This window comes from Paenarthrobacter sp. E2MeOHC11, assembly GCF_058744955.1.
This window is the reverse complement of record NZ_CP196673.1, coordinates 152683-172113: the sequence shown is the minus strand read 5'-3', so window position 1 is coordinate 172113 and position 19431 is coordinate 152683. Positions and strand designations below refer to the sequence as shown.

The window sequence follows — 19431 nt, the reverse complement described above, 5'->3', positions numbered from 1 at the left end:
CTAATTGTAGCCGAGCAGTTTGCGCAGGGTAGCGGCTTCACTTTCGGTGACGGAACCAATGAAACGGGCCAGTACGGCCTCGCGGTCCGGGGCGGAGCCCAGGACTTCGTGCATCAGCTCGGCGGTGTGGTCTGCGCGGCTGGAAACTGCCTGGTAGCGGTGCGGACGCGTTCCACGTTCGCGCTCCACCAGGCCCTTCTTCTCCAGGCGTGAAAGTACAGTCAGGACCGTGGTCACGGCCAGATCCTTGCCTTGATGACCCGCGGTGCCGTCGCCGGCTTCGGAATCCTGCGCCAGAAGATCACGCAGTGTATTGGCGGTTGCAGCCTCCTGGCCTGCCCAGAGCAGATCCATCACTGCCCGTTCCAGTTCCCCAAGACTTGCCATTTATACGTCCCTACCTTCCGCTTCCCGGTGCAGGGTGGCTGCTGCCGGGAGCGATGATCCAACATTCCACAATAAATCTACCGCTTTTCAGACCTTCATTCTACGTGAGGTAGAACTATCGGCGCGCCGCGCCCGGATGTGAACCCTTGCGCGTGGGTGACGCCACTTGAAGAATGGGATTCGTCGCCCGCCATTTGTTCTACACTGTGTAGAAGAGAAGTTTTCTACGTGACGTAGAAGTAAGTCATCGTACTTCGGTCCACCGCACAAAGGACAGCCATGGACGCCTTGGAAATCGCACGCTGGCAATTCGGTATCACTACCGTCTACCACTTCATGATGGTTCCCCTCACCATCGGCCTCGGTCTGGTGGTGGCCATCATGCAAACCATCTGGTACCGCACGGGCAAGCCCGAATATCTGCGGATGACCAAGTTCTGGGGAAAGTTGTTCCTCATCAACTTCATCATGGGTGTGGCTACGGGCATCGTGCAGGAGTTCCAGTTCGGTATGGCCTGGAGTGAGTACAGCCGGTTCGTCGGCGACGTGTTCGGCGCGCCTCTGGCCCTCGAAGCACTGCTCGCATTCTTCGTTGAATCGACATTCCTTGGACTATGGATCTTCGGCTGGAAGCAACTCAAACGCGGTGTTCACCTGGCCTGCCTGTGGATCGCCGTCATCGGCTCGGTCTTCTCCGCCTACTTCATCATCGTGGCCAACTCATGGATGCAGCACCCCGTTGGCGTGGAGATGGTGGACGGCCGGCCCGTGATGACCGACGCATGGGCGGTGTTCACCAACAACACAGCCCTGGTAGCCGTACCTCACACGCTCTTTGGCGCACTCGCCGTTGCCGGTGCGTTCCTCCTGGGCATCGCCTGGTACCACCTGTGGCGCCGCCGGCACGACGGCATCGACGTCGTGGGCAAGGACGGCAGGCTGGTTCCCGGCGAAGCCGCGATCCCCGGTCGGGACAAGTCCGATTACACGGTGTGGATGAAGAGCCTCAGGATCGGTGCAGTCGTTGCCATGATCTCCTTCGCAGGCACCGCCATCACCGGTGACCTGCAGGGCAAGCTGATGTTCGAACAGCAGCCCATGAAGATGGCCGCAGCCGAAGCTGCCTGCCACGACGGCACCGGATTCTCGGTCCTGAGCGTCGGCAACCTCGGCGCCACCAACTGCGATGACATTGTGGCCGTCATCGAAGTACCCGGCATCCTTTCCTTCCTCGCCAAGGGCGACTTCACGACCGAAGTAAAGGGCGTCAACAGCCTGCTGGGAGAGTACAAGGAAAAGTACGGAACCCACCTCCCGGACAACCCGCTGTACGGCGACCGCGCCGGACAGGAAATCCAGTATGTGCCAGTCATGGAAGTTACCTATTGGGGTTTCCGCATGATGATCGGTTTCGGCGGAATCGCTGCCTTTGCGGCCCTCCTGGCACTCTGGGTGACCCGCAAAGGCGTGGTACCCCGGTCGAAATGGCTCATGCGACTCGCTGTATTCGGCATCCTTGCACCGTTCGGAGCCAACGCAGCGGGCTGGATCTTCACCGAAATGGGCCGGCAGCCATTCGTCGTGGCCCCCAATCCGGACATGAACGGCATCGACCAGGTGTTCATGTTCACTGCGGCCGCCGTTTCCCCGGGAGTCAGTGCCGGTGAAATCATGACCTCGCTGGTGGTCCTCACCGCCATCTACGCCGTGCTGCTGGTGGTCGAGGTGAAGCTGCTGGTCAAATACATCCGTGGTGGCGTGGCATCGGCCATGCCGGAGTTGGCCCACGCCGACGAAGGCAAGGACACCGACCACAGTGACAAGAACGATGCGGGGCCGGATAAGACCGGCGACGACGTCCTGGCATTCGCCTACTAGAAGCAGAGGAAACTGACAATGGAACTGTTGCCAACCATCTGGTTCGTGGCCATCGCGGTGCTGTGGACGGGGTATCTCTTCCTGGAGGGCTTTGACCTCGGCGTCGGCATGCTGATGAAACTGTTCGCCCGTAACAACACCGACCGCCGGGTATTGCTGAACACCATCGGTCCTGTGTGGGACGGCAACGAGGTGTGGCTGCTCACCGCAGCCGGAGCCACCTTCGCGGCCTTCCCCCTCTGGTACGCCTCACTGTTCTCGGCGCTGTACCTGCCGCTCCTCTGCGTCCTGGCAGCACTGATCTTCCGCGCTGTCGCGTTTGAATACCGCGGCAAGGTGGACTCGGAACGGTGGCGTAACCGCTGGGACTGGGCCATCGCCGTCGGGTCCTTCGGTGCAGCCTTCGGCATCGGCGCCGCCCTGGCCCTGACCACCACGGGCCTTCCCCTGAATGCCAATGGTGACCGCATCGGCGGCCCGATGTCCTGGTTCAGCGGTTACGCGCTCCTGGGCGGCTTCGGTGTGGTGGCGTTCGCGCTGGTTCACGCCCTGGCCTTCCTTGCCCTCAAGACCGACGGCGAGGTGCGGCACCGTGCCCGCCGATGGTTCGTGCGACTGGCGCCCGTTGCCGTCCTGCCCATGTTCGGATGGATGGTTTCAGTACAGTTCCTCAGTGGCAAGCCGTGGACCTGGGCCCTGGTGGCGGCCGCAGCAGTGGCCGTCGTCCTGGCATGGACGTTGGCCCGGGCCGGGTCCGAAGGGCGGGCGTTCGGTGCGTTCGGTGCCTTCATTGTCTGCGCTACGGCGTCGATCTTCGGGGCAGCATTCCCGGTCGTCATTCCTTCCACCCTTGATCCAGCCTTCAACCTGACCATCTCCAACGCCTCGTCGTCGGATTACACACTGGGCCTTATGAGCATCGTTGCAGCCATTGGCCTGCCCTTGGTGATTGCGTACCAGTCATGGACGTACTGGGTGTTCCGCCGACGTGTCAGCGCGGCCCATATTCCAGAGGCCCACGGGTTCCTTCCCGCGATTGCTGCCAAGGTCCTGATCGCAAAGGACAGCCCGTCCGCCAGCAACACAACGGGAGACTAGCCGCCCCATGAAGCCCGTGTTCCCGTCCGGCCCCGCCACGCGATCAGCGCTCTACGCCCTAGGCCTGCTCTCTGCCCTCAAGGCCTTGTCCCTTGTCCTTATGGCCCAGGCCGTGGCGGGGATGCTGGCAGGATTCGCTGCCGGAACCGGAGACTGGGACTGTGGACTCATCTGGGGGGCTGTGGGAGCTGTCCTGAGGTCACTCACGGTGTGGGGCCAGGGCATCGCCTCCCGTCATGCAGCCCTGGGCGTCAAGGAGGAGCTGCGGGCGCAGCTGTTGAGGCGCTCGCTGGCCGACGGAGGCCCGTCGCCGGTAGCGGGAATGAACGACGGCGGCCTGGCGATCCTCGCGACGCGGGGCTTGGACGCACTGGACGACTACTACACCCAATACCTGCCCGCCCTGGTGAACTGCGCCACGGTGCCGCTGCTGATCGGGGCCAGGATCCTGTTTGCCGACTGGGTCAGCGCCGTGGTGATCGTCCTGACCGTTCCTTTGGTGCCACTGTTCATGGTCCTGATCGGCCGGCACACCGAGGACAGCGTCCGCGACGCCCAGACCACCCTCCGCAAGCTCTCCGGCCACATCCTTGAGCTGGCCAAGGGCCTGCCGGTGCTGGTGGGCCTGGGGCGCGCCAGTGAACAGCGCGCAGCATTGGAAGATATCTCGGAGCAGTACCGAAGCAAGACCATGGGCACCCTCCGGACCGCTTTCCTCTCTGCGCTTGCCCTCGAACTTATTGCGACGATTTCCGTAGCCGTGGTTGCCGTGTTCATCGGTGTCAGGCTGGTGGCAGGCGACATGGCCCTCGAAGCCGGCCTGCTGGCGCTCATCCTCGCCCCCGACTGCTACCTGCCACTGCGGGAGCTGGGCACAGCCCACCACGCCAGCGACGACGGCCGGGCAGCCTTGGAAACCACCAACGCCGTGTTGGAGGCACCGGCCCACCAACCACTGCATGCAAGTGGCCCCTCGAGCACAGCCTCAGCCGACCTTGTGGTGAGCGGACTGTCGGTGACCTATCGAGGAAGGTCCGCGGCCGCCGTCGGGCCCCTCAGCTTTACTGCCCCACGGGGCAGCATTACAGCCCTCGACGGCGACAGCGGCGCCGGGAAGAGCACCGTCTTGGGCGTCCTCGCCGGACTCATCGGACCAGGGCCGGACGCTGCCGTCACGGGAACCGTGACAGGATCCGGGGCTGTGGCATGGGTGCCGCAACACCCCGTCATCGCAGCAGAAACGGTCCAGGAAGAGATGGAGCTGTACCTCGACGGGTACCAAGGCGACGTCACCGAGGCAGTCACACGTGTCCTTCAGAAGGCAAAAGCTGAACACCTGGCAGCCAGGAATCCCGCCGAATTGAGTCCCGGCGAACTGCGCCGGGTTGCCCTTGCCCGGGGCCTGGCAAGGGTGGAAGCCGGGGCCACGGTCCTGCTGCTGGACGAACCCACGGCACACCTGGACCACTACTCAGCGGGGGCGGTCCGCAACGCCATCGAAACGCTGCGGGGCACCGTCACCGTGATCCTTGTGGCCCATGATGCCGACACCCGTGCGCTCGCCGAGCACCTGGTGCCCATTGGAAGCAAGCGCCATGAGGCCGGGCCTGAGGTTCCACTGGTGCGCGCCAGGAACACCACGGACTCAGCCGCAGCCCGTGATGCAGCTGCTGTGGTCCACCCCGTCATGAACCCCGCCGCAAAGACCAGCAGCCTGAAGGGCCTGCTGGTGATACTGAAGCCCGTGCAGTGGAAGTTCGCAGCAGCTGGCACAGTTGCAGTCCTGGCCGCCCTGTTCGCCGTGGCGTTGTCCGGTTTGTCCGGCTGGCTGATCATCAGGGCAAGCGAACAACCTCCCATCCTTTACCTGCTCGGCGCAATCGTGGGCGTCAGGTTCTTTGGCATCGGCAGGGCCGTGCTGCGCTATTGCGAGCGGCTCCTCACCCATGACGCCGTGTTCGCCGCCATGACCCATCTCCGCGGAGCACTGTGGGCAACCCTGAGCCGCAGGGCACTGTCCCTGAGGCGCCTCCTCCACGGCGGCAACGTGCTGGGCTCGGTCGTCGATGACGTCGACACCCTCCGGGACCTCCTACCGCGGGTAGTGCTTCCCCCAGTGACCGCAGTGGGCGTCGGCGGAGCAGCGATCGCAGCCACCGCCATCATTCTGCCCGCAGCGCTTCCCGCCGTGGTGGTGGCGTCAGTGGCGGGCCTTGCCCTTGCCCCGCTCCTTGCCGTCCTGGCTGACAGGAACGCGGCCAGGGCCGAACAGCAAATGCGCTCCGCGGTACTTCGTGGCGTTGCTGCAGCATTGGATGCCCGGGCCGAACTGACGGCCAACAGTGTGGCCGGGCCGCTCCTCAAGGACCTGCGCACCAAGGATCGGGCAGCCACACTCTCCGCCCAACGCTCGGCATGGGCTGAAGGCCTCGGCCAATCGGTGATCGTCCTGGCTTGCTCATTGGGAGCCCTGTGGGCAGGTGCCCTCAGCGCTCCCTCGGTTGCCAACGGTTCGGTTGCCACCGAACTCGTGGCAGTGGTCGTCCTGATGCAGCTCGCCTTGGTGGACGCCTTCGGCGGTATTGTCTCGGCCGTACGACAAGCCCCGGCGCTCGCAGCTGTCCTCGGGAGGGTGGCAGAATCAGGTGCGCTGGACGCTCCTGCCGCAGTTGACCGTGCCGAAACGCCCGACGGCGGCCCGCAGCCGCTCCCGGATCGCGATGGCAAAGTGGGACTTGAGTTGAACGACGCGGCGGCCGCCTGGCCCGGGGGTCCGAACGCCTTCGCCGGCCTCACGGCCGAAGCCGGGCCGGGCCGCTGGCTTGCAGTGACCGGACCCTCGGGCGCGGGAAAGACCACGCTACTGTCCGTACTGCTGGGCTTCCTGCCCCTTGCGCAAGGAAGTGCCAAGTTGACAGGCGCGGCGGCATGGTGCCCCCAGGAGGCGTACCTTTTCGACTCCACTATCCGGGGAAACCTCTTGCTGAGCCGCCCGGCCGGAGCGAAACCCAGTGAGGACGACATGCGCAAGGCCTTGGCCGACGTCGGACTCGACGGGGTGGTGGCCGCATTGCCAGGTGGGCTGGACGCCCGCATCGGCCCTGGCGGCTCCTTCCTCAGCGGCGGCGAACGGCAGCGGCTGGCGATGGCCAGGACGCTCTTGACCGGAGCCTCAGTCTTGTTGCTCGATGAGCCCACCGCGCACCTGGATGCCGGTTCGGCACGGGAAATGATGGCCATCCTCCGCAAAGGGCTCAAGGACGTCACTGTAGTCCTGGTGACGCATAACCCCGAAGACATCGATCCGGCAGACGCGCGACTTGAGCTGCCTGCAGCGCGGCCCGCTGCTTACCCAGCCGTGGGCGCGCCGGAGCTGGTGGGAAGGCCTACCCCTCAGTAGCCTGTTGGCATGTCTTTCGAAGCCCCAAGCCAAGCCTTGCCTGACGCCGACGCCACCGGACTGCAGTGGCGGCCAGCCACCATGGAAGACCTCGACAACTGGGCCGGACTGATTGCCCGGACTGCCGCCGTCGAACATCCTGCGTGGTACGAAAAGCGCGGCGACCTGATCCACATCCTGGAGTCCAGTAAGAATCCGCCCCGGACGAGCACGCTGCTGGGCCTGGACTCCGGGGGAACTGCTCGTGCTTACGGGCGGATCTCCAAAAACCCCAGGGGCGACAAAGCCACGGGCATGGCGTGTGTCGATCCCGAATGGCAACAACGCGGAATCGGCTCCGCTGTCCTGGTGTGGCAGGAAGAGCAGGTCCGCAGGCGGTTCCAGGCCGACCAGGCAGCCGGGCACACCACCGCCCCACCCCGGCTCCGCGTCCAAACTGAAGAGCAGCACGATCACCAGGCCACGCTCTTGTTGGGTCACGGCTACGGTACGGTGCGCTGGTTCAATGAGATGCACCGACCCTTGTCGGCAGGTCTGCCGGAAGTCCCGCTGGGTGCAGGGCTGGAACTGAGGACCTTGGATCCCACGCTCTTCGAGCCGGTACGCCAAGCGCACAACGATGCTTTCCGGGACCACTGGGGGAGCGAGCCCAGGGACGAAGAATCGTGGCGCTTCACCATCGAGGAGCCCACAGCGCGGCACGATCTCAGCGCGGTGGTTCTCGACTCCGCTACGGGGGAGGTGGCCGGGTACCAGCTGACCAGCTTCGACCCCCATTCGGCATCCGATCGCGGATTCAAGGAGGGCTACACCGAACTCCTGGGTGTGCGGCGCGCCCTCCGCGGCCGTCGCATAGCCCAAGCACTGCTGGCCGACGCCATGCGAAGGTACATCGACGCCGGAATGGACGTAGCGTCACTGGATGTGGACTCCGCCAACCCCACCGGGGCACAGGAACTCTACCTCGGCATGGGCTATACGCCGGTGAACCGCAGCATGACGTGGGAGAAGATGCTCTAGCCGGGATTCCTAGCCATCCACGTCATGAAGATGGTGGACAACATCGTGAAGGAAGTACTGCGAGAACGTCAGCACAGTGAACGAGGACCCGTTGCTCCGCGTTCCGGAGCGCTGCCAATCATCCTCCACCACGCGGGCGAACGACTCGGCGATTTCCTGGCCCTCGGCCTCCAGCTGGTCGGCCACGGTCCGGGGATCTGCCGAACCGTATTCTCCGTCGATGGCGGCCTGGTCCTGGTCCCAATTGGCAAACCGGGCGTCGTCCTCGGTCAGCATCAGGTTCAAACGTTGGTCAAACAAGCTGAAGACATCACGGACGTGGCAGGCGTACTCCAGGTTGGACCACGTGTGGTCATTGGGCCGCACAGCTGCATCCTCGCGGCGGAGGACAGCCCTCCACCGTGGAAGCATGTTCAAGACCGTGCCCGGCACCGTGGAAGGAGTCACCGTGGCAGGGTCGAACCCGCACTCGGGGCAGGGTTCGGACAGTACCCAGGTCCAGTCTTTTTCATCAGGGATGATCGGCATGCGGCCAGTCTAAGCCGATCCGCCCCGGACCCCTTTGCAGACGATGAAATATGGTGTCGTTTTCCAATTACTTACCTGCCCGCCCAAGAGTAAAGTTCGTTCCGGGGGGAGAGCCGGAAAAGAGAAGAACATGCTCAAGGATCAGCAGGTTGGTGCCGTCCTACCGGCACAGGACATCGCCCGGGCCCGCGCGTACTACAGCGAGAAACTCGGACTCGAACCCGAAAATCCGGACGCCGACGACAACCTCCAATACAGGTGCGGCGATGGAACGGGATTCTTCGTGTACCAGACCCCCAACGCCGGGTCGGCGAAGAACACCCAGATGGGTTGGATGGTCAGCGATGTCAAGGCCGCAGTGGAGGAGCTCCGCGGCAAGGGAGTCACGTTTGAAGACTACGACTTCCCTGGATTGAAGACCGAGGACGGGGTCGCCACGATGCCTGACGGCAGCGCTGCAGCATGGTTCCTGGACAGCGAGGGAAACATTCTGAGCCTCAACCACAACGGCTAGCCCATGCGGTGGCCCGCAGGCCACGGCAACAGCAAAGGCCGGAGTGTCCAGCCCCGGCCTTTGCCGTGCACTGCTGATTACCCGGCGGTCTCTGTCCACGCCATGCTCGGGCCAATCGCCTCTACCGGCTGTGACAACGGCACGCCCGAGCCATCCCGACGGCCGTGCTCGTGCGGAAGCGCCCTGGCAACCCCGGCCGCGGATGATGCTTTGGCGGGTCCGTGCCCGGCCCATGCCATCAGCAATGTGTCCTCGCCCTTCAGGAAGCGGTGCACCCTCACTCCACCGGTGGCCCGCCCCTTGGCTGGGTACTCGTCGAAGGCTGTGACCTTTGCGGTTCCTGGTGCCGTGCCGGGCAGGGCGCCATTGGTGCCGGCAATGGTCACCACGACGGCGGCAGGATCGTTGGCGCGCACGGTACCGAAGTGGATCACATCATCGCCGGCGGCCAGCTTGATGCCGGCCATGCCACCCGCCGTGCGGCCCTGCGGCCGGACGTTGGAGGCGCTGAACCGGAGCAATTGCGCCTGCCTTGTCACGAAGACGAGATCGACGTCGTCCTCTTGTGCCGGTTCAACGGCGAGGACTGAATCCTTGTCCTTCAGGGCGATGATTTCCCAGTCCTCGCGGTTCAGCGGGTAGTCCGGCTGCACACGTTTCACGACGCCCTGGACCGTGCCAATGGCCAGGATTGCATCCAGGGGAACGAACGCCACCAGGGTTTCACCCTTGACCAGCGTGATGAAGTCCTTCGCCGGCACGCCCCCGGCGAGGTTCGGCAGGCCGGAGACCGGCGGGAGGGTGGGCATGTCCATCACCTGCAGGCGCAGCATGCGGCCCTGGGAAGTGACGGCACCGATCTCGCCGCGGGCAGTGGTTTTAACGACCGACCGGAAGACATCATGCTTGGCCCGCGGCCCTGCTTCGGCCAAGGGTTCCTGGTTGGACGTCCTGGCGATCTGGCCGGAAACGCTGAGCAGTGCCCAGCAGGGGTCGTCCGGAATTTCAAGGGGCAGCGCGGCGGCCTTGCCCTTGGGACCAGGGGTGGCTGCCGCGAGGGCCGCAGCCACCGTGGGGGAGACCGCTTCGGATTCGAGGAGCACAGTGCGGCGGGGCGTGCCGTACTTCTCGGCGATAACGGCCAGCTCACCGGATACAAGATCGCGAAGCAGCTCATCCGAAGCAAGGATGGCTTCGAGCGCTTCGATTTCACGGCGAAGCTCGTCCTGCTCCTTCTCCAGTTCAAGGCGGGAGTATTTGGTCAGCTGCCGCAGCCGCAGTTCCAGGATGTAGTTGGCCTGGATCTCGGTGAGGTCGTAAATGGACATCAGCCGCTCACGCGCTGCCGAGGCTTCATCGGAGGACCGGATGACCTGGATGACCTCGTCGATGTCCACGATCGCGATCAGCAGGCCCTCCACCAGGTGGAGGCGGTCCTTTTTCTTGCCCAGGCGGAAGGAGGTACGCCGGCGCACAACGTTCAGGCGGTGTTCGACGTACACCTGCAGCAACTGCAGGAGGCCCAGCGTCTGCGGCTGGCCGTCCACCAACGTCACGTTGTTGATCCCGAAGGAGTCTTCCATGGGCGAGTACCGGTACAGCTGCTGGAGGACGGCGTTGGGGTTGAAGCCGTTCTTGAGCTCAATGACCAAGCGAAGGCCGTGGTTGCGGTCCGTCAGGTCAACCACATCGCTGATGCCGGTCAGCTTCTTGGCGTTGACGGCGTCCTTGATCTTCTCGATGACCTTTTCCGGGCCCACCATGTAGGGGAGCTCGGTGACAACCAGGCCCGTGCGTCGTGCGGAAAGCTGTTCCACCTCCACCTTGGCGCGGGTCTTGAAGGAACCGCGGCCGGTGGCATAGGCGTCGCGGATTCCGTCCAGGCCCACTATGCGGCCGCCAGTGGGGAGGTCGGGCCCCGGGACGAACCTCATGATGTCTTCAAGGGTGGCGTCAGGGTTGGCAATCAAATGGCGGGCGGCGGCGATGACCTCAACGAGGTTGTGCGGCGCCATGTTGGTGGCCATGCCCACCGCGATGCCGGTGGTGCCGTTCACCAGCAAGTTGGGGAATGCGGCCGGGAGGACGTCAGGCTGGGTCAGCTGGTTGTCGTAGTTGGGGACGAAGTCCACTACGTCTTCGTCGAGATGATCCGTCATTGTCAGCGCAGCGGCCGCCAGGCGCGCCTCGGTATAACGCGGTGCTGCCGGGCCGTCGTCGAGCGAGCCGAAGTTGCCGTGTCCGTCGATCAGCGGCAGGCGCAGGGAGAAGTCCTGTGCCATACGCACCATGGCGTCATAGATCGCGGCGTCTCCGTGCGGGTGGAGCTTACCCATGACCTCGCCCACGACGCGGGCACTCTTGACGTGTCCACGGTCAGGGCGCAGCCCCATGTCGGCCATCATGTACAGGATGCGCCGTTGGACAGGCTTCAGGCCGTCGCGTGCGTCCGGGAGGGCACGCGAATAGATCACTGAGTAGGCGTACTCCAGGAAGGAGCCTTCCATCTCGGAAGTGACGTCAATATCGACGATGTTCTCGGTGAAATCGCCGAGGGGCTCGGCTTTGCGTGCGGAAGATTGGCTGCGGGCCATGGGGTCGGTGAATCCTTGAAAGTCGTACTGCGGATGTTTTAGCTAGGCTAAGCCTATGGTGGATCAGCCCGGCGTTGGCATTTATCCGGAATATTGGGAGGCCGATGTCGTGCTGCGCGATGGCGGGACAGCCCACCTTCGCCCCATCCGGCCCGAGGACGGCGACGCCTTGCAGGCGTTCCACGCGGGCCAATCGCAGGCTTCGATCTACATGCGGTTCTTTTCTTTCAAACCCCGGCTCTCGGGCAAGGAAGTGCGGCGCTTCACCGAAGTTGACCACATCAACCGCGTGGCTTTCGTGATCACCATCGGCGGCGAAATCATGGGTATTGGCCGCTACGACCGGTTGGATGATCCGGACGAGGCTGAAGTCGCCTTCAACATTTCGGACGCCCACCAGGGCCGCGGGATCGGCTCCATCCTGCTTGAGCACCTTGCCGTTGCTGCCCGCGAGAACGGCATCCGGCGGTTCACCGCCGAGGTCCTTCCCGATAACCGGAAGATGCTGATGGTCTTTGCCGACGCCGGTTATGACCTCACCCGGCAATTCGACGATGGCGTGGTGAGCGTCGAGTTCAACATCGACCCCACGGAGAAATCCAGGGCCGTGATGGAGTCCCGTGAGCACCGCGCGGAGGCGCGCAGCGTGCGCGACTTGTTGTCGCCGTCGTCGGTGGCCGTTATTGGGGCCAGCCGCAAGTGGGGAACTGTCGGGTATCAATTGCTCGAGCACATCATCGAAGGTGGCTTCACGGGTCCGGTCTACGCCGTCAACCCTGAGGCGTTCGAACTTGCCGGCATGGTCTCCTTCGGAAAATTGTCGGAAATTCCAGGTCCGGTCCAGCTGGCCATCATCGCGGTGCCCTACGAGGAAGTACCCAAGGTGGTGGACGACTGCGCTGCCGCAGGCGTCAAGGGCATAGTGGTGGCCACTGCCGGTTTTGCCGACGACGGCGAGCGGGGCCTCGCGCGCCAGCACGAGTTGGTGCGCCGCGCGAGGGCGAACGGCATGAGGGTGATCGGCCCGGAGTCCCTCGGAATACTCAACACCCACCCGTCCGTATCCCTCAATGCATCCATGGCGCCCACCATGCCGCCGAGGGGGAGCCTGGGCCTGTTCAGCCAATCGGCCGCTGTGGGCATTGCCGTGTATGCGGCAGCCAGCCGCCGACGACTCGGATTGTCCTCGTTCCTCTCGGCCGGAAACCGCGCCGACGTTTCCGGCAACGACGCCATGCAGTACTGGGAGGACGACGCCGATACCTCCGCCGTGGGCCTGTACCTGGAGTCCATCGGTAACCCCCGTAAGTTTTCCCGCCTGGCGCGTCGGTTGTCCCGGAGCAAGCCGGTGATCGTTGCCAAGTCGGACGTGACGGGCCTGAGCCTGCCCCCCGGACATGAAGTGCGCACCACCCAGGCGCCTGCCGCCGCAGTGGATGCCATGATGCGCCAGGCCGGCGTCATCCGGGTTGAGACCATTGAACAGCTCATGGACATCGCCCAGATCGTTTCATCCCAGGCGCTGCCGCAGGGCCCCGGCGTCGCCGTCTATTCCAACTCGGTAGCCCTCGGAAAAGTGGTGGCAGACAGCGCAGGACCCCTTGGACTGGACGTCAGCCGCTTGGTGACGGAGGTTGACCTCGACGCCGGCATGTCGCTTGCGCTCCCGGCACTTCGGAACAGCCTCATGGAAAGCCTCGCCGACGACTCCGTCCACGCGGTGATTGCCGCCCTTCTCCCTGCCCGCGGGCTCACGGTGGAAGCGTTGGCAGGTGTCCTGGCGGAATGTGCAGCGGAGGCTGGAAAGCCGGTTGTTGCGGCCTTCACCGGAATTCTTGACCCCTCCATGCATGTGGAAGGGATGCTAGGTGCTGCGGGCAGCCCCGTGCTTCCGTGCTACTCGAACGCCGGCGCCGCAGTGGCAGCGTTGGCCGCGATTGTTGGCTATGCCCAGTGGCGTGACAGGGACCAGGGCTTGTTCGTCGAACCGGACGGCTGCGACGTGGATGGCACCCGGGAAGCGCTGACGGCAATGCTGGCCGGTGTCACCGGCGAAAAGATCAGGAAGCTCGACGCCGGTGCTGCCGCGGCACTGCTTGCGGGTTACGGAATCAAGGTGGTGCCAACGCTTGGATTCGGCACCCCGGATGAAGCGGTGCAAGCGGCGGACTCAGTGGGCTGGCCCGTGGTCCTGAAGACCACCGATCCTGCGCTCCGGCACCGACTGGACCTGGGCGGTGTGCGGCTGGACATCCAGGACGCTGAGTCGCTGCGCCAGAACGTTGCCCAGATGCGGCGCGCGCTGGAACCCTACGGATCACCGTCGCTTGAGGTTCAGGCCATGGCTCCGGTGGGACAGGCCTGCACCTTCCGCGCCATGGAGGATCCGTTGTTGGGACCTGTGCTTTCCTTTGGATTGGCAGGCGATGCAGTAAACCTGCTGGACGACTGGGCCCACCGGGTCCCGCCGCTCTCGGCTGCGGACCTGCATGACGTCATCCGTTCGCCGAGGGCCTCCCGGAAGCTGTTCGGTTACCAAGGGCTGCCTGCCGTGGATGTGGCCGCCTTGGAGGACATCGCCTCCAGGCTCGCCAAGTTGAAGGATGACCACCCGGGAATTGCACTCGTGGAATTCAATCCCGTCCTGGCCGGTCCCTCAGGCGCCACAATCCTCGGCGCCGAGGTCTGGATCGGCAATGCCGCGCAGCGTACCGACAGCGCTCGCCGTGCCATGCGAAGTTAGCCACAGGGCGGAGCAGGCGGTTAGGAAGTCATCAAGCGATCTGTGAAAATGGGGGAATGAGCACCCAGTCTCCGACGCCTCAATCACGCCCGTCCAACACCGGGCACCACACAGCGCACAACCACAGCTCGCAGGGGCAGAGCCTGGACCAGGCGCTGCAGCAGGCAGGGTTTTACCCGCGGTTGGTGGCCGACGTCGTCGACGACGCCCTGGACGGCCGGGAGTGCCTTTCCCACCTGGTCCATCTGGAGACACACTTCGACCGCGCCGAGGTCCGCAGGCATATCACCGTGTTGGTGCTCACCGAAGACATGTTGGTGATCACCCATGTTGACGACCAGCAGCTGGATGAAGCCGGCGAGCAGATCGTCGCGCAGATTTCCACGGAGTCCGTACCGGTGGCACAGATCCGCTCGGTGGTCCTGAGCTACATGTACTCCCAACCCCAGGACTACAAGCCCTCCGATCCTGTCCGGGAGCTCACGGTCTCCATCGCGTGGTCCGGCGGGCAGCGCCTGGACATGGGGCCGGCAAGTTGCGGAGACCCCCAATGCGAGGCCGACCACGGTTACAGCGGAACCATCGCGCAGGAAGACATTGTGCTGCGCATCAGCGCTGAAGCAGATGGACTGCAGGCGGTCCAGGATGCCAAGCTCTTTGCCCGCGCCCTACGCGCCGTCAATACGGGTAATCCCACTCCTGTCCAGCACCCCAGCATCCCCGCTCCACGGCCGCGTTCGGGCGTCTTCAGCAACCGCCTGAGCCGCGGACACCAGCGTTGAGGGAAACCGCACAGGGGCACGGAGACGCCTCGTCCGGGAGTGCGTCGGCGACCGATGTTCCCTCGGCACCGCTGTTCGGGAGCAAATCCATCGCGGAAGTTTTCACAAGTTCCGCAGCAGCGCTTGGCGTGCCCGGCTTCACCAACCACCTCCAGTTGCCGTCATCGAAGCGCGTCTGTGTTGTCCTGGCCGATGGTTTGGGCCGGAACCTTCTCAAGTCGAAGGTCTCCCACACGCCATTCCTCCGCTCAGTTCTCGCTGACGGGCAACGCAACACCCCGCAGTGGATCGACTCGGCATTCCCCAGCACAACGGCCGCGTCCCTCGCGAGCCTGGGCACCGGTTTGCCGGCCGGGCAACATGGCATGGTGGGCTATGACGTCCTTGATCCGGCGCAGGACAAGGTAGTCAACCTCCTGGGAAACTGGGACTCACAGGTGGACCCGGTGAAATGGCAGCCCCATGCGACCATCTTTGAACGCCTCGCGGCAGAACTGGACGTCGTGACAGTCAGCCTGCCGCAGTTCGGCAACTCACCCATGACGCAAGCCGCGCTCCGGGGGAGCCGCTTTGTTGGCGGCACCACGCTGCATGCACGTACGGCCGCGGCCGCGGAAGCAATGTCCGGTGGCGGCCGCTCCTTGATGTATTTCTACGTCAATGAGCTGGACAAAGCCGGCCACCGCTACGGCTGCCAGTCGGATCGGTGGGAACACCAGCTCGAAGAACTCGACTCCACTGTGAAAAGGCTCTCCGCAACGCTGCCGACAGGCACCACCATCCTGCTCACCGGTGACCACGGCATGCTGGATGTTCCCGAATCCCAGCGGATCGACTACTCCGCTGACGAATCGCTGGTGGCCGGAGTCCGGCACACTGCCGGCGAGCCACGCATGGTGCATCTTTACCTTGAGCCTGACGCCACGGAGGCACACCGGGCCGCCCTCATCGCTGCCTGGCGCAGTCGTTTTGGCGAACGGATCTGGGCCTTCACCCGGGACCAGGCCGTGGACGCCGGGTTGTTCGGTGCGGTCCGCCCGGAAGTGGCACCCCGCATCGGCGACGTCATGATCGCCGCCCGCGACACCTTGGCGCTCTATGACACCCGCCGTGCCCGGCCCACATCGCTGGAGGTAGTGGGCCAACACGGCTCGTTGACCAAAGCCGAGCGCGAAGTTCCCTTGCTGTGCTTCCCCGCCGCAGGAAAGAAGGGCAAACGTGGCTGAGCTGGTTTTCTTCTCAGGCACCATGGACTGCGGTAAGTCCACCCTGGCCCTGCAGATGGACCACAACCACCGCGCAAGGGGCCGTGGAGGGGTCCGCTTCAGCTGCAACGACCGTGCCGGGGACTCGACGATCTCCAGCAGGCTTGGCCTGCAAACCGACGCCGTTGAGGTTGAGCGCTGCACTGACTTTTGGGACGAAGTGGTGGTCCGTCGCACCAGCGGACTCCGTGTGGACTACCTCATTTGCGATGAAGCGCAGTTCTATTCGCCCGCCCAAGTGGAGCAGCTGGCCCGCGTGGTGGATGAGATGGAAGTGGACGTCTTCGCATTCGGCATCACGTCCGACTTCCGCACCAGGCTGTTCCCTGGCTCGCAGCGGCTGATTGAGCTGGCCGACAAAGTCCAGGTGCTGCAGGTGGAAGCATTGTGCTGGTGTGGCCGCCGGGCAACGCAGAACGCCCGTACGTTGAACGGCATCATGGTGGTGGAAGGCGAGCAGGTAATGGTGGGCGACGTAGCTCCCACTGCCGACGACGACGAAGCCTCCGGGATCCCGGATACGGGTGCCGTGGGAGATGAAACCGTCGTGGGCTATGAGACATTGTGCCGGCGCCACTACATGCGTCGCGTCACGGCGCATGGCGCCAACCTGATGGCCGGAGCAGACCAGCCGCTGCCGTTCGACATTGATGCCTGTCTATGGCCGGGTGCGGGGGAGCTTCACCGCAGCCAAGCCTCCAGCTAGTCTCCGCGGGCTCCGAAAACGATCTCGTCCCAGCTGGGGATGCTGGACCTCTTTGGCCTTGAAGGCTGACGTTCCGCAGGTGCGTCAATGTCCTTGGAAACGTCGGAGTCCTTGGACTCATCCGCCGGTGTGCCGTCCTTGTGGTCTTCCGGCAAGGATTCCCCGCGTAGGGATTCTCCGCGCACGGGTTCACCCTCGGCGCGGGGCGCGCTGCCGCCACCCAGGAGTTCGTCAAGCCCAGCGGGCTTGCGGCCCGACAGGGACGTAACCGGACGAAGCGGGCTGGCTACTACGGTGATTTCGCGGGTCTCCGTGCTGACGCCGTCGTGGAGCTTCAGCGAATCGTCGTCGTCAGTGTCGTGTGACTCGAAGTGCCGGGGCGCCAGGCTCAGCCGGGACAACATGGACGGCCGCCCGTCCTTGCGAGGAGCTTCTTCTGCAACAGGCGTGGCTGGTTCGGGGTCTGCGGCGGCGGGTTCCTCGTGGATTTCATCCAGTTCCTCACCCGGCCGCGGGTGGGCGGCGGGAACATTGCTCAGCAGGACAGCGAGGGCGTCGTCCGCATCCTCGTCCACGCCCAGGCGCTGGCCGCGACGCGAACGGAGCATTTCCAGGAGGCTGTCCGATTCTTTCGCCGAGGCGCGGGCGGCCGTTTCGGCGTCCGATTCAAAGTCGAAAGGCCGGTCCGAGACGGCCGCAAGCCTGCGGGCTGGGACAGGTCCATCCAACGGTTCGAGTTCACTGAGCTGCTGGGCCCAGCGGTTGGCGTTCTGCAATGACTTGCGCTGCGGGCTGAAGGTCCACATGGCGGGAGGTTCCTCGCCGATGCTCCCGTGGGTGCCAGGAACGGTTTCGAAACGTGCGACGACGGTCCAGGAACCGTCGGGGCGGCGCCACGAGTCCCATTCGACCGTGGAGGAATCGATACCGTGGGCAGCGAGCCTGTGGTCCACCATTTCGCCCAGGGTGGCCGGGTTGTCGCCAAACGCCGAGCGATAGATGTCGTGGCCGGGGGCAGGGGAGGCAACCTCGATGTTCCGTGCTTGGCGGGCCACGTACTCACGCTCCGCGAGGACCGGGCCTTCGTAACGCTGGACGTTGGCAAGGGGGAGACCTGACAGTTCCGCGACTTCCGCAGCCGTAGCTCCGCTGCGGATCCTGGACTGGATATCCCTGGGAGACATGGCGATGGGTGTGTTTGACGCACGGGCCGCCACTTGGGCAGGGGTCCGGCTCGCCGCGGCCCTCAAAGCCTCGTCGATCGGAAGCTGGAACATCGCACCGCCGGGGCCGCTCAATAGCAGATGCCCGCCGTCGTCGTGGACGCCTACCAGTCGTAGATCCTGCATAACACCCTCCACCACATGGCATAACTGACATTCGAAACTCTGCCACCCGTCGGGGTGTTTTCCTACTAGGAACGAGGGCGTGCCGTGATATTCCGGTGAAAGCGGCGTGATCCGGAGTACTTTCGGGCCAAGGCAGGGACTATGGACTTTTCCAAACCGTGGGAGGACAATCTGGCCGATATCGGGCACAAATCCGGGGCGTCCGGCGTTGCGCACTTACACCGGCGGCGGACGTACCGCCGGGATCCACCCGAAACAGGTATCCCACCCACAGCGTGTATGGAGGATGAGGAAGGACCATGGCCACCGATTACGATGCTCCGCGAAAGACCGAGGAAGACGTCAGTGAGGATTCCCTTGAGGAACTTAAGACGCGCCAGTCGGGGAAGCAATCCTCCGCGGTGGACGTCGATGAGACCGAACTGGCTGACGGCTTCGAACTGCCGGGAGCGGATCTCTCCGGAGAAGAGCTCCTTATCCAGGTCATGCCACCGCAGGCGGACGAATTCACCTGCTTCAACTGTTTCCTCGTCAAGCACAGGTCCCAGATCGCTACAGAGCGGGGCGGCCACCTGTATTGCAAGGAGTGTGAGAGCTAGGTGTACTGTCCCGGCCGGTGTTAGTCCCGCGGGGCGCTCAGGGCGGTGACAAGCTCATCGGGCCGGCGGGACGACGCGAGCCAGTACGGAGTGCGGTCAGCTGGATCGGTGATCTCAATCTTGACCACAGGGTCAATCCAGCCACGGAAGCACATGTAGGCCAGTCCATTGAGGCGCGGGCCCCGCTCGGCTGTAGCTTCCGCCTTCTTGAAGGCCTGGACAGAGCCTACGAACTTGCGGTCGATGCTTGCCCTGCCAACCCGGACCGTGTCGGCAGTGACGGTGATGGTGGGCGTGGAGAGCACCAACATGATGGTCATGATGGCCAGCAGGACCAGGGCGGCAATAATGCCCGTGGCTGCGCTGATGGGGCCAAACATCAGGACGCCCGCGCCCGACAGGCCAACCACCACAACCCAGATCCACACTGACGGCCACAGCTTTTCGGTGTACAGGACCTCGGAGGCTGAGGGGGTGTTCCGGGCAGGCACAGGGGAGGACTGGTCAGGCGTAGGCATGCCTCCAGCTTATCGGGCCGTGGACTGCCGCGGCGCCCAGGGTCACGCCT

Annotated in this window: 15 protein-coding genes; 10 read left to right on the top strand and 5 right to left on the bottom strand. The window is 64.3% G+C overall.

Going from position 1 to position 19431, the window contains the following annotated elements; all coding sequences use genetic code 11:
- Window positions 1-387: a BlaI/MecI/CopY family transcriptional regulator gene (locus ACSSVG_RS00825; protein WP_011774471.1), complete on the bottom strand. Its 387-nt coding sequence runs from the start codon at window positions 385-387 to the stop codon at window positions 1-3.
- 279 nt (window positions 388-666) lie between these two features.
- Here ACSSVG_RS00825 and ACSSVG_RS00820 point away from each other — a divergent pair, with 279 nt between their 5' ends.
- The 4 genes from ACSSVG_RS00820 to ACSSVG_RS00805 are packed head-to-tail and all read left to right on the top strand — an operon-like array spanning window position 667 to window position 7783.
- Window positions 667-2265 carry a cytochrome ubiquinol oxidase subunit I gene (locus tag ACSSVG_RS00820; protein ID WP_231338982.1) on the top strand — a complete coding sequence of 533 codons (1599 nt, stop codon included), beginning with the start codon at window positions 667-669 and terminating at the stop codon, window positions 2263-2265.
- Between the two features lie 18 nt (window positions 2266-2283).
- Window positions 2284-3363 carry a cytochrome d ubiquinol oxidase subunit II gene (cydB, locus tag ACSSVG_RS00815; protein ID WP_492416804.1) on the top strand — a complete coding sequence of 360 codons (1080 nt, stop codon included), beginning with the start codon at window positions 2284-2286 and terminating at the stop codon, window positions 3361-3363.
- Window positions 3364-3370: 7 nt separating this feature from the next.
- The gene (gene cydD, locus ACSSVG_RS00810) at window positions 3371-6763 is read left to right on the top strand and encodes a thiol reductant ABC exporter subunit CydD (protein ID WP_492416802.1); all 3393 of its coding nucleotides are present in this window, start codon (window positions 3371-3373) and stop codon (window positions 6761-6763) included.
- Between the two features lie 9 nt (window positions 6764-6772).
- Window positions 6773-7783: a GNAT family N-acetyltransferase gene (locus tag ACSSVG_RS00805; RefSeq protein ID WP_492416800.1), complete on the top strand. Its 1011-nt coding sequence runs from the start codon at window positions 6773-6775 to the stop codon at window positions 7781-7783.
- Between the two features lie 9 nt (window positions 7784-7792).
- Here the strand turns inward: ACSSVG_RS00805 and ACSSVG_RS00800 are convergent, their stop codons facing one another.
- Window positions 7793-8311 (bottom strand): DinB family protein, encoded by a 519-nt coding sequence (locus ACSSVG_RS00800; protein WP_231338978.1) that lies wholly within the window; start codon window positions 8309-8311, stop codon window positions 7793-7795.
- A 130-nt stretch (window positions 8312-8441) separates the two neighbouring features.
- Between ACSSVG_RS00800 and ACSSVG_RS00795 the strand changes: the two genes are divergently transcribed.
- The gene (locus ACSSVG_RS00795; RefSeq protein ID WP_231338977.1) at window positions 8442-8825 is read left to right on the top strand and encodes a VOC family protein; all 384 of its coding nucleotides are present in this window, start codon (window positions 8442-8444) and stop codon (window positions 8823-8825) included.
- A gap of 77 nt (window positions 8826-8902) precedes the next feature.
- Here the strand turns inward: ACSSVG_RS00795 and ACSSVG_RS00790 are convergent, their stop codons facing one another.
- On the bottom strand, window positions 8903-11419 hold the full coding sequence (locus ACSSVG_RS00790; protein WP_492416797.1) for a DNA gyrase/topoisomerase IV subunit A: 2517 nt from the start codon (window positions 11417-11419) through the stop codon (window positions 8903-8905).
- A 55-nt stretch (window positions 11420-11474) separates the two neighbouring features.
- Between ACSSVG_RS00790 and ACSSVG_RS00785 the strand changes: the two genes are divergently transcribed.
- From ACSSVG_RS00785 to ACSSVG_RS00770, 4 genes are read left to right on the top strand one after another with little or no spacing between them, the layout of a single operon-like run.
- On the top strand, window positions 11475-14162 hold the full coding sequence (locus ACSSVG_RS00785) for a bifunctional acetate--CoA ligase family protein/GNAT family N-acetyltransferase (RefSeq protein WP_492416795.1): 2688 nt from the start codon (window positions 11475-11477) through the stop codon (window positions 14160-14162).
- Window positions 14163-14218: 56 nt separating this feature from the next.
- Window positions 14219-14944, top strand: coding sequence for a DUF5998 family protein (locus ACSSVG_RS00780; protein WP_492416793.1), 726 nt, complete (start codon window positions 14219-14221; stop codon window positions 14942-14944).
- Window positions 14941-16170: an alkaline phosphatase family protein gene (locus ACSSVG_RS00775; protein WP_492416791.1), complete on the top strand. Its 1230-nt coding sequence runs from the start codon at window positions 14941-14943 to the stop codon at window positions 16168-16170. Before ACSSVG_RS00780 ends, ACSSVG_RS00775 begins: the two co-directional genes overlap by 4 nt.
- The gene (locus ACSSVG_RS00770; protein ID WP_231338972.1) at window positions 16163-16915 is read left to right on the top strand and encodes a thymidine kinase; all 753 of its coding nucleotides are present in this window, start codon (window positions 16163-16165) and stop codon (window positions 16913-16915) included. The genes ACSSVG_RS00775 and ACSSVG_RS00770 overlap by 8 nt, the downstream gene beginning before the upstream one ends.
- On the opposite strand, the gene sepH is transcribed toward ACSSVG_RS00770, so the two are convergent.
- Window positions 16912-18264, bottom strand: a complete 1353-nt coding sequence (gene sepH, locus ACSSVG_RS00765; protein WP_231338971.1) for a septation protein SepH — start codon at window positions 18262-18264, stop codon at window positions 16912-16914. The two genes, ACSSVG_RS00770 and sepH, sit on opposite strands and share 4 nt — an antisense overlap.
- Before the next feature lie 299 nt (window positions 18265-18563).
- On the opposite strand from sepH, the gene ACSSVG_RS00760 reads away from it, so the two are divergent.
- Window positions 18564-18863 (top strand): DUF4193 domain-containing protein, encoded by a 300-nt coding sequence (locus tag ACSSVG_RS00760; protein ID WP_159706744.1) that lies wholly within the window; start codon window positions 18564-18566, stop codon window positions 18861-18863.
- Between the two features lie 20 nt (window positions 18864-18883).
- Here the strand turns inward: ACSSVG_RS00760 and ACSSVG_RS00755 are convergent, their stop codons facing one another.
- Window positions 18884-19381 carry a DUF3093 domain-containing protein gene (locus ACSSVG_RS00755; protein WP_231338970.1) on the bottom strand — a complete coding sequence of 166 codons (498 nt, stop codon included), beginning with the start codon at window positions 19379-19381 and terminating at the stop codon, window positions 18884-18886.
- Window positions 19382-19431 lie beyond the last annotated feature (50 nt).

Bases quoted from the DNA above. Each gene is read 5' to 3' on its own strand.
- ACSSVG_RS00825 (WP_011774471.1), bottom strand. From the start codon at position 387: ATGGCAAGTCTTGGGGAACTGGAACGGGCAGTGATGGATCTGCTCTGG.
- ACSSVG_RS00820 (WP_231338982.1), top strand. From the start codon at position 667: ATGGACGCCTTGGAAATCGCACGCTGGCAATTCGGTATCACTACCGTC.
- cydB (WP_492416804.1), top strand. From the start codon at position 2,284: ATGGAACTGTTGCCAACCATCTGGTTCGTGGCCATCGCGGTGCTGTGG.
- cydD (WP_492416802.1), top strand. From the start codon at position 3,371: ATGAAGCCCGTGTTCCCGTCCGGCCCCGCCACGCGATCAGCGCTCTAC.
- ACSSVG_RS00805 (WP_492416800.1), top strand. From the start codon at position 6,773: ATGTCTTTCGAAGCCCCAAGCCAAGCCTTGCCTGACGCCGACGCCACC.
- ACSSVG_RS00800 (WP_231338978.1), bottom strand. From the start codon at position 8,311: ATGCCGATCATCCCTGATGAAAAAGACTGGACCTGGGTACTGTCCGAA.
- ACSSVG_RS00795 (WP_231338977.1), top strand. From the start codon at position 8,442: ATGCTCAAGGATCAGCAGGTTGGTGCCGTCCTACCGGCACAGGACATC.
- ACSSVG_RS00790 (WP_492416797.1), bottom strand. From the start codon at position 11,419: ATGGCCCGCAGCCAATCTTCCGCACGCAAAGCCGAGCCCCTCGGCGAT.
- ACSSVG_RS00785 (WP_492416795.1), top strand. From the start codon at position 11,475: ATGGTGGATCAGCCCGGCGTTGGCATTTATCCGGAATATTGGGAGGCC.
- ACSSVG_RS00780 (WP_492416793.1), top strand. From the start codon at position 14,219: ATGAGCACCCAGTCTCCGACGCCTCAATCACGCCCGTCCAACACCGGG.
- sepH (WP_231338971.1), bottom strand. From the start codon at position 18,264: ATGCAGGATCTACGACTGGTAGGCGTCCACGACGACGGCGGGCATCTG.
- ACSSVG_RS00760 (WP_159706744.1), top strand. From the start codon at position 18,564: ATGGCCACCGATTACGATGCTCCGCGAAAGACCGAGGAAGACGTCAGT.
- ACSSVG_RS00755 (WP_231338970.1), bottom strand. From the start codon at position 19,381: ATGCCTACGCCTGACCAGTCCTCCCCTGTGCCTGCCCGGAACACCCCC.